The sequence below is a fragment of the Azospirillum formosense genome (assembly GCF_013340925.1).
Taxonomy (GTDB): Bacteria; Pseudomonadota; Alphaproteobacteria; order Azospirillales; family Azospirillaceae; genus Azospirillum; species Azospirillum formosense.
The window spans coordinates 1-8,291 of sequence record NZ_WHOR01000260.1 but is presented as its reverse complement, the minus strand read 5'-3'; the positions used below and the strand labels follow the sequence as shown (position 1 = coordinate 8,291).

Genomic DNA, 8,291 nt, shown 5'->3' with positions numbered 1-8,291 from the left:
CCGCGACCCTCCCGCCACCCGACCAGGACAAGCGGCTGGAGGCTCTGGAGCGCGAGAACGCCAAGCTCCGCCGCATCAACCAGGTGCTGATGGACCGGGTGGAGCGGTCGATGGACGTGCAGGGGGGCGCCTTCTCCCTGTTCCAGACCGCCATCGTCCTGGAACAGAAGGTGCGCGAGCGCACGCTGGAGCTGGAGCGCGCCCTGCGCGAGCTGGAGGACAGCCACCGCGCGCTGGCCCGGGCCAAGGAGCTGGCCGACACCATGCGCAGCCGCCTGTCGGAGGCCATCGAGTCGGTCAACGAGGGCTTCGCCATCTTCGACGCCGACGACCGGCTGGTGCTGTGCAACAGCAAGTATCTCGCCCTGTGGCCGGAGATCCGCGACCGCATCCTGCCGGGCATCCGCTTCCAGGAGATCGCCGAGCTGGCCGCCTCGTCGCGCACCATCGCCGACGCCTACCCGCGGCCCGACCGCTGGCTGTCGGAGCGGCTGGCCCAGCACCGGGCGCTGAAGGGTCCCTACGTCTACCGGCTGGCCGACGGGCGCTGGGTCCAGGTGAACGAGCGGCGGACCCGCGACGGCGGGGTGGTCGGCGTCTACACCGACATCACCGACATCAAGGAGCATGAGACCCGCCGCCGCGAGCGGGAGCTGGCTGAGAAGTCGGCGCTGCTCCAGGCGACGCTGGACAACATCGCCCAGGGGGTCGGGGTGTACGACCGCGACCAGCGGCTGGTCGCCTGGAACGAGCGCTTCACCGGCCTGCTGCGCCTGCCCGCCAAGGTGGCGGAGCGCGGGGCGGGCTTCGCCGACTTCGTGCTGCACCACGCGGCGCTGGGCGACCGCGGCCTGTCGCTGAAGGCGCTGATGATGCCGAGCTGCCTCGTCGAGCAGCCCTGGCTGGACGACACGGTGCTGGAAATCAGCCGCAACCCCATGCCGGGCGGCGGCTTCGTCCTGACCTTCACCGACATCACCGAGCGCAAGCGCGCCGAGCAGGCGCTGCGCGACAGCGAGGAGCGCATCCGGCTGGTCACCGACGCGGTGCCGGCGCTGATCGCCTATGTCGACGCCGAGCAGCGCTTCCGCTTCGTCAACAAGGCCTACGAGGGCTGGTTCAACCGCAAGCGCGAGGAGATCGAGGGGCAGCCCATGTGGGCGGCGCTGGGCGACCTCTATTACGAGGTGCGCCGCTCCTACGTGCTGCGCGCGCTGGCCGGCGAGGAGGTCACCTTCGACCTGGAGCTGCCGGGCGAGAACGGCGCGCCGCGCTACGCCGTCGCCACCTACATCCCGCATTTCGGCGAGCGGCGCGGCGGCGGCAAGCCGGAGGTGCTGGGCTATTTCGGCCTGATCCACGACATCACCGAGCGGCGCATGGCGGCGGAGGCTCTGGCCGATGCCAAGGACAGCCTGGAGCGCCGCGTCGTCGAGCGCACCGCCGAGCTGACCCGGCTCAACGGCCAGCTCCAGCAGGAGATCGCCGAGCGCATCGCGGCGGAGGAGGCGCTGCGGCTGGCCAAGGCGGAGGCGGAGCAGGCCAACCTGTCCAAGACGCGCTTCCTGGCGGCGGCCAGCCACGACCTGCTGCAACCGCTGAACGCGGCGCGGCTGTTCGTCTCGGCGCTGGGCGACCTGGAGCAGCCGGAACCGAACCGCGGGCTGGTCGACAACATCGACGTGGCCCTGGCGTCGGTGGAGGATCTGCTGTCGGCGCTGCTGGACATCTCCAAGCTGGACGCCGGGGCGGTGCGGCCGGAGATCGCCGATTTCCCGATCAAGAGCCTGTTCGGCGCGCTGGCCACCGAATACGCGGCGGTAGCGAAGGAGCGCGGGCTGGACCTCCGCGTCGTTCCCAGCCACGCCGTGGTGCGCAGCGACATCCGTCTGTTGCGCCGGATCCTGCAGAACTTCCTGTCCAACGCCCTGCGCTACACCCAGGCACGGGGTGGGGCGAAGGGCGGGACGAAGGGCGGCGCCGGGCGCGTGCTGATCGGCTGCCGGCGGACACGCGAGGGCCTGCGGATCGAGGTGTGGGACACCGGTCCCGGCGTGCCCGCCGACAAGCTGGGCGAGATCTTCCAGGAATTCCGACGCCTTGACACGCCCTGCGCCAACGAACGGGTGCGCGGCATGGGCCTCGGCCTCGCCATCGTGGAGCGGGTGGCGCGGATGCTCGAGCATCCCATCACCGTGCGGTCGCAGCCGGGGCGTGGGTCGGTCTTCGCGGTGACGGTGCCCTTCGGGCGCTACGCCCGCCCGGTGCGCGCGCTGGAAGCGCCGGTGCAGACCGCCACGAACCGGCTGGCCGGCACGCGGGTCCTGGTGATCGACAACGAGCCGGCGGTGCTGGCCGGCATGCGCGCCTTGCTGGAAGGCTGGGGGTGCAGCGTCGCCACGGCGGCGTCCGGCGACGAAGCGCTGGCCGGGCTGGGGGCGGTGGCGCCGGACGTGCTGTTCGCCGACTATCACCTGGACGACGGGGTGATCGGCTTCACCGAGATCGCGCGGGTGCGCGAGCGCTGCGGGGCCGATCTGCCGTCGGTCCTGATCACCGCCAACCGCACCGCCGAGGTGGTGGAGGAGGCGCAGGCCAAGGGCTGTCACGTGCTGAACAAGCCGGTGCGGCCGGCGCAGCTGCGGGCGGTGATGACGGGGTTGCTGGGGTAGCCGTGCCCCCTCCCTAACCCTCCCCCGCTTTTGGCGAGGGAGGGGACAAACTCCCTCTCCCGCGCAGCGGGGGAGGGTCGGGGAGGGGGAAAACGCTACTCCCCGCCCGCCTTGCGCGCCAGAAACCCCCGCGCCGGGTTGTAGCCGTAGACCGCACCGCCCAGGAACACCGCCAACGCCAGCACCGTCCAGCCCAGGGCCGGCAGGTTCACGTCCAGATACAGCGCGAAGCGGATCAGCTCGACCGCCTGGCTGAAGGGGTTGACGGTGCACAGAAAATACAGAAGCTCCCCCGCTTCCTGCATCTTCCACAGCGGATAGAGCGCGGTGGACAGAAAGAAGGTCGGGAAGATGACGAAGTTCATCACGCCCGCGAAATTCTCCAACTGGCGGATGGCCGAGGACAGCAGCATCCCCAGCGCCCCCAGCATCAGCCCGCTGACCACCAGCGCCGGCAGGACCGTCACGTAGCCGAGCGGCGGCGCCTGCACCCCGTAGACCCAGGCGACGGCGAGGAAGGCATAGACCTGGAGGATCGACACCGCCGTCCCGGCCAGCAGCTTCGCCGTCAGCAGGAACCAGCGGGGCAGGGGGCTGACCAGCAGCATCCGCATGCTGCCCATCTCGCGGTCGTAGACCATCGACAGCGAGCTTTGCATCCCGTTGAACAGCTGCACCATCCCGGCAAGGCCGGGGACGATGTAGACCTCGTAGGGGATGTAGGTCTCGTAGGGCGGGGTGATGGCGATGCCCAGCGCCGCGCGGAAGCCCGCCGCGAAGACGAACAGCCAGAGCAGCGGGCGGACCAGGGCCGACAGGAAGCGCTCCCGCTGGTGGACGAAGCGCAGCACCTCGCGCCCGACGATCCCGCCGAGCGCGCGCGCGTAATGGGCAAAAGCCGTCACGCCGCCTCCTTCGCGGTCAGCCGGGTGAAGCTCTCGGTCAGCGTGTCCGCCCCGGTCGTGCGGTTCACCTCCGTCACCGGCCCGGCGGCGCGGACTTGCCCGCGGTGGATCACCACCACGCGGTCGCCCTCGCCGATCTCGTCGATCAGGTGGGTGGCCCAGAGGACGGCGATGCCGCGCTCCCGGCACAGGGCGTGGACATGCTCGACGATGGCGCGCCGCGCCGGGACGTCCAGCCCGACGGTCGGCTCGTCCAGCACCAGCAGGGCCGGCTCGTGCAGCAGGGCGCGGGCCAGCTCCACCCGGCGGCGGTGCCCGCCGTTCAGCGCCCGCACCGTCTCGCCGATGCGCTCCGCCATGCCCAGCCGCTCCAGCGCTTCCCGCGCGCGGGCCTCGGCGGTGCGGCGGGGGATGCCGTGCAGGGCCGCGAAATAGAGCAGATTCTGCCGCACCGTCAGGTCGAGGTCGAGCGTGGGCTGCTGGAACACCACGCCCATGCGGCCCAGCGCCCGGGCCGGCTCCCGCCGCAGGTCGACGCCGCCGATGCGGATGGTGCCGCCCGGCGATTCGAACAGGCGGGTGACCAGAGCGAACAGCGTCGTCTTGCCCGCCCCGTTGGGGCCGAGCAGGGCGGTGAAGGAGCCTGCCCCGACCGCCAGCGACACATCCTTCAGCGCGAAGGTTCCGCGCCCGTAGGCGTAGCTCAGCCCTTCGACCGACAGCGCGGGGGCTTCCATTCCGTCAGCCCTTCACCGCGACGCCCCAGGGGTAGCGGCCAACCTTGATCGACTTGACGACCTTCAGGCTGTCCACATCGATCACCGACACGTCGCCCGACACGCCGTTGGTGGCGTAGAGGCGCTTCTGGTCGGGCGACAGGTCGAGCTGCCAGACGCGGCGGCCGACCAGGAGGTAGTCCTTCACCGCGAAGGTCTGGGCGTCCACCACCGCGACATGGTTGGCCGGGCCGAGCGCCACGAAGGCGTAGCGCCCGTCGTCGGTCAGCTTGATGCCCACCGGCTGGATGCGGTCCTGGGGCACCCCCTTGATCTTGAAGCGGATGGTCTGCGCCACCTTGCGGCTGGCCGTGTCGATCACCGACAGGGTGCCGCCGATCTCCGCCGACACCCACAGGCGGCTGCCGTCCTTGCTGAACTGGGCGTAGCGCGGGCGGGCGTCGACCAGCGTGTTGTCGACGACGGCGCGCTTCTCCGTGTCGATCCAATGGACCATGTTCGTCGTCTCCGACGTGTTCACCGCCCATTTTCCGTCGGGGCTGACCGCCATGCCTTCCGGCTCCACGCCGACATCCACCTGATAGGCGACCTTGCGGCTGGGCACTTCGACGATGGTGACGACGTTGCTCTCCTCGTTGGCGATGAACAGGTGCTTGCCGTCGGGGTGCAGGGCGAACAGCTCCGGGTCCTCGCCCGAGGGCAGGTTGTGCAGGATCTTCTTCGTCGCGAGGTCCATCACCTGCACCGTGTCGTCGTCGCTGGCGCAGATGTAGAGATGCTTGCCGTCCGCGCTCAGCGTGATGCCGCGGGGGCGCCGCCCGACCTTCACCGTCTCCGTCACCGTCAGGGTCGCGCCGTCGATGATGGACAGGGTGTTGTCCTTCTCGTTCGAGACATAGACGGTCTCCGCCAAAGCAGGAACGGCGCAGCCGGCCAGCAGCGCGGCGAGGAGAAGGGAGCGGGCGGTGGTCATCGATGCGGCGTCCTTATCGGCGGAAGCGGTTGGGAAAGGTCAGCGACGGCAGCCCGTTTCGGGCTGGTCGTGGCCCAGCGTGTCGAGTTCGGTCCTGGGGTGCAGGAAGCCGTCCTGCGGCGAGACGGACACCAGCGAGCGGTCGGCGGCGAGAAGCACCGGCTGGCGCAACTGCCCGTCCCAGCTGCGGAAGGACAGCGGCACGCCCTTGAAGGCGGCCAGCGTGAAGTCCGGCCCGCGGATGTAGGCGGCCAGCGCCGCCGGGTCGGTGGAGCGGGTGCGGGTCGCCGCCTCGCCCACCGCGCGGATGGCGGTCCAGACGGCGTGGTCGCGGGGCGACATGACGCGCTGGGCGGCGGCCTTGAAGCGGGACTGGAGCTGGGCCGCCCCCCACGCCTCGTGGGCGCGGTGCCAGTTGGTGGGGACGAGGCCCTGCGTGCCGGCGACCGGGCGCGGCTCCCAGGTGCGGTACAGCACATAGTCGCCGAAGTCGCCGATCTCGTCGGCGACGATCACCACGTCGTGGCGCTTGCCCTGGGTGAAGACCGGCATTTCGGCCTGGGCGGTGCGGCGGGCGTCGTGGTCCTCGCTCCAGGTCTTCTCCTCGACCACCTCGGCGCCAAAGCGCTTGGCCGCCCGCTTCACCGCGGCGGCGTAGAGCCGGTCCTCGGGCCGGGTGCCGACGATCAGCAGCCATTTCGTCCAGCGCTTCACCGCCAGATACTGGGCCAGCGCGTCGGCCAGCATGGCGCGGTCGGGCGCCGTGTGCAGCAGGTTGGGCGCGCACAGCGCGTTGCGCAGGCTGTCGTCGGTCGAGCCGGCGTTGAACAGCAGCAGGTTCGCCGCCTCGGGCAGGCGGGCCAGCGCGCCGGGCGTCTCGCCGGGCAGGTCCAAAACGACGATGCGGTGCCCGGCGGCGGCGAGGTCGCGCAGCGCCTGCGCCGGGTCGCCGTCGATGGGGACGGTCACCGCCTCCAGCGCGAAGCCCTGCTTGAGGAAGCGGCCCGTGGAATTGTTGTCCGCCACGGCGAGACGGGCGCCGGCCAGCCCTTCGTCGGCGGGCGGGTCGTCGAGGTTGGACAGGGCGGGGGGATGCTCGACCTCCTGCGTCAGGTAGGCGATGCGGACGGTGGAAGCATCCGCTGGCGCCGCCTCTTGCGAAAAGGCGGCCGGCGAGGCGCAAAGCCCGCCGGCCAGCAAGGCGATCTGCATCAAGGAGGGTAACCAAAGGCTGAAACGCATCGCGGGTTTGCACTCGCCTGGTTTCGGGAGACCAGGGTATCCCCGCCGGGCGGCGTCCCGGAATGCAACTTTGGTACGATTGCGCGGGCGGAAAACGTCGTTTCGGTCCGATCGCGGCGGGCTCGACGCACGGTTGCTACCAAAGTCCAATTATTGGCCGCACGGACCGCCCGCTATGCTCCGGGGCAACGGACAACGCTCCCTTCGCATTTTTCTGAATGAGGACGCCCCTTATGAACGCACGGCTTCTCCGGCTTGCGATGGCCGGTTTCCTGACCGGCGCGGCTGCCGTCGCCTCCACGGTTGTCCCCACGGCGGCCTTCGCCCATGGCGACGTGACCCCCCAGGCCGTGGACACCACCGGCCTCGACAAGCTGGGCGAGGACTGGCGCGACGCGAACCCCTACCGCGGCAACCCGCGGGCGATCGAGATCGGCGCCTCCGCCTTCAACCAAAACTGCGCGCGCTGCCACGGGCTGGGCGCGGTGTCGGGCGGCATCGCCCCGGACCTGCGCTATCTGGAAAAGGGCGACGCCGGGGACGAGTGGTTCAAGGAGCGGGTGACCAACGGCTCGATCCGCAACGGCGTCACCTACATGCCGCGCTTTGGCGAGGCGCTGGGCCAGGAGGCGCTGTGGGCGATCCGGTCGTGGCTGGAGACGGTGCACGAGGAATGACGGCGTTTCCGACGCGGCGCCACCTGCTGTCCTTCGCCGCCGCCGCGCTGGCCGCCGGGGTCCTCCCCCGGCGCGCCGGCGCGCGCCCGTTGGACGACGTGGTGGCCGCCGGGCGGCTGATGGTCGCGGTCTATCGCGACAACCCGCCCTTCTCCTATCGCAAGGGCGGCACCCTGGTCGGCGTGGACGTGGACCTCGCCCGCGCCATCGCCGGGCGGCTGGGCGTCGGCGTCGAGTTCATGGAGCTGACCGCCGGGGAGGCCGTGTCGGACGACCTGCGCAACGCGGTGTGGCGCGGCCCGGTCGTCGGGGGGGGCGTGGCCGACGTGATGATGCATGTGCCCTATCAGAAGGAGTTCGGGTTGCGCAACCCGGAGGCCGTGCTGTTCGGCCCCTACCAGCGGGAGGGTTTCGCGCTGGCCCGCAACCCGATGCGCATGACCCAGCCGATGCTGGCCTCCCTGCCCGACGAGCCGGTGGGGGTGGAGATCGACAGCATCCCCGACTTCTACCTGCTGGGGGCCTTCGGCGGGCGCCTGCGCGAGCGTCTGGTCCATTACATGACGATCCCCGAGGCGGTCGAAGCCTTGGTCAAGGGCGACGTGGCCGCCGTCGTCGCGACGCAGAGCCAGGTCGAGGCCGCGCTGGGCGACCGCGCCGCCGGCTTCCCGATCACCCCGGTGACCTTCCCCGGCATGATGGCGTCGAACTGGGACATCGGCATGGCGGTGAAGGAGAACTCCCGTGACCTCGCCTATGCGGTGGGCGACGCGGTGACCGCGCTGCTGGAGGACGGGACGTTGCCGGAGATTTTCCGCAGGCATGGGGTGACGCACAACGCGATTCCGGTGGAGTGACGGCGCTTGACCCCCTCCCAACCTCCCCCCGCTTCGCAGGGGCGGGGATGGAGCTCCTCCCCCTGCGAAGCGGGGGGAGGTTGGGAGGGGGTCAAGGGCCGTCCCTCCACCGGAATCGCGGTGTGCGTCACCCCCTGCCTGGGGGAAATCTCCGGCAACGTCCCGTCCTCCCGCAGCGCGGTCCCCGCGTCGCCCACCGCATACGCCGGTGCCGGGGAAGTCTCCTTC

At 70.8% G+C, this 8,291-nt stretch carries 7 protein-coding genes; 3 read left to right on the top strand and 4 right to left on the bottom strand.

The window, feature by feature from the left end:
* Window positions 1-2,672 (top strand): NahK/ErcS family hybrid sensor histidine kinase/response regulator (locus GBZ26_RS30420; RefSeq protein ID WP_247884890.1); only part of this gene is annotated, 2,672 nt, incomplete at its 5' end.
* A gap of 95 nt (window positions 2,673-2,767) precedes the next feature.
* On the opposite strand, the gene GBZ26_RS24035 is transcribed toward GBZ26_RS30420, so the two are convergent.
* The 4 genes from GBZ26_RS24035 to GBZ26_RS24020 are packed head-to-tail and all read right to left on the bottom strand — an operon-like array spanning window position 2,768 to window position 6,499.
* Window positions 2,768-3,577 (bottom strand): ABC transporter permease, encoded by an 810-nt coding sequence (locus GBZ26_RS24035; RefSeq protein WP_174441014.1) that lies wholly within the window; start codon window positions 3,575-3,577, stop codon window positions 2,768-2,770.
* Entirely contained in the window at window positions 3,574-4,314 is a 741-nt protein-coding gene (locus tag GBZ26_RS24030; protein WP_174441013.1) for an ABC transporter ATP-binding protein, read from the bottom strand. The genes GBZ26_RS24035 and GBZ26_RS24030 overlap by 4 nt, the downstream gene beginning before the upstream one ends.
* A 4-nt stretch (window positions 4,315-4,318) precedes the next feature.
* Window positions 4,319-5,287: a YVTN family beta-propeller repeat protein gene (locus tag GBZ26_RS24025; RefSeq protein WP_174441012.1), complete on the bottom strand. Its 969-nt coding sequence runs from the start codon at window positions 5,285-5,287 to the stop codon at window positions 4,319-4,321.
* A gap of 39 nt (window positions 5,288-5,326) precedes the next feature.
* Window positions 5,327-6,499, bottom strand: coding sequence for an ABC transporter substrate-binding protein (locus GBZ26_RS24020; protein WP_174441011.1), 1,173 nt, complete (start codon window positions 6,497-6,499; stop codon window positions 5,327-5,329).
* A 263-nt stretch (window positions 6,500-6,762) separates the two neighbouring features.
* Here GBZ26_RS24020 and pedF point away from each other — a divergent pair, with 263 nt between their 5' ends.
* Both pedF and GBZ26_RS24010 read left to right on the top strand, forming a co-directional pair.
* Complete coding sequence (pedF, locus tag GBZ26_RS24015; RefSeq protein ID WP_137103432.1) at window positions 6,763-7,206, top strand: cytochrome c-550 PedF; 444 nt, start codon at window positions 6,763-6,765, stop codon at window positions 7,204-7,206.
* A complete protein-coding gene (locus GBZ26_RS24010) occupies window positions 7,203-8,063 on the top strand; it encodes a transporter substrate-binding domain-containing protein (protein WP_174441010.1) in 861 nt (286 codons plus the stop codon). The genes pedF and GBZ26_RS24010 overlap by 4 nt, the downstream gene beginning before the upstream one ends.
* The last annotated feature ends 228 nt before the right edge of the window (window positions 8,064-8,291 follow it).